The organism is Sandarakinorhabdus oryzae (assembly GCF_009733735.1).
GTDB lineage: Bacteria > Pseudomonadota > Alphaproteobacteria > Sphingomonadales > Sphingomonadaceae > Sandarakinorhabdus > Sandarakinorhabdus oryzae.
Map to the genome: position 1 here is coordinate 1 of NZ_WNJP01000354.1, position 949 is coordinate 949.

At 70.2% G+C, this 949-nt stretch carries 1 protein-coding gene; it reads left to right on the forward strand.

Annotated features, from left to right (window positions below):
* Positions 1-109: 109 nt before the first annotated feature.
* Positions 110-949 (forward strand): phage late control D family protein (locus tag GJ693_RS16255; protein ID WP_156257255.1); only part of this gene is annotated, 840 nt, incomplete at its 3' end.

The following is a 949-nucleotide window of genomic DNA, read 5'->3' on the forward strand; positions in this document are numbered from 1 at the left end:
CCTCCGGCGCGGCCCCGGCCAGCCCGCCAAAGCCGGCCGACACCACCGCCGTCTCCACCATCCTCGCCCGCGCCGCCGCCCGCCGCGCCCGCCTGAAAGCGCATTGAACATGGCGAGCAGCGCGCCTGTCATCCCCCTGCCGGTGGCCCCGTCGCGCCCGGTCATCGAAATCGATGGCCAGCGCCAGGACCGGCTGGAATCGGCGTTGCAAGCCATGGTGCTGGCCGACGGCATCGACACCATGGCCAATGCCGAGCTGGTGCTGGGCAACTGGGGCGGCGAAACGCCAGGTTTCCAGTGGTTTGGTCGCGATATCATCGAGTTCGGCAAGCCGCTGACCATCAAGCTGGGCAGCGACACGCTGTTCAAGGGCCGCATCACCGCCATCGGCGGCGATTTCCCCGATGGCGGCCCGCCGAAGCTCACTGTGCTGGCCGAAGACCGGTTGCAGGATTTGCGCATGACCCGGCGCACCCGCAGCTTCATGGCCACCAGCCTCGCCGATGTTGCTCGCACCATCGCCAGCGATCACGGCCTCAGCCCCGATATCAGCATCGATGCCGCCAGCCAGCCCGCCATCGCGCAGGTGAACCAGAGCGATCTCGCCTTCCTGCACGATCTGGCCTGGCGCGAGGATGCGGTGGTGTGGGTGGACGGCGACACGCTGCACGTCGCCCGCCGGCGGCCCTCCACGCGCGTCGAGTTGGCCTGGGCCGGCAGCTTGCGCGAATTCAACGTGATCGCCGATCTGGCCACCCAGGCCAGCGCGCTGGTCGCCGCCGGCTGGAACGTCGCCGATCGTGCTGCCGCCAGCCACCGCAGCGACGCCTCGGCCATCAGCAGCGAACTCGGCAATGATGAAGGCGGCGCCGCCCTGTTGGATCGCGCGCTCGGCGCCCGCGTCGCCACCCTCGCCCACGCCCTGCCGCGCGATGCCAGTGAAGCCCGT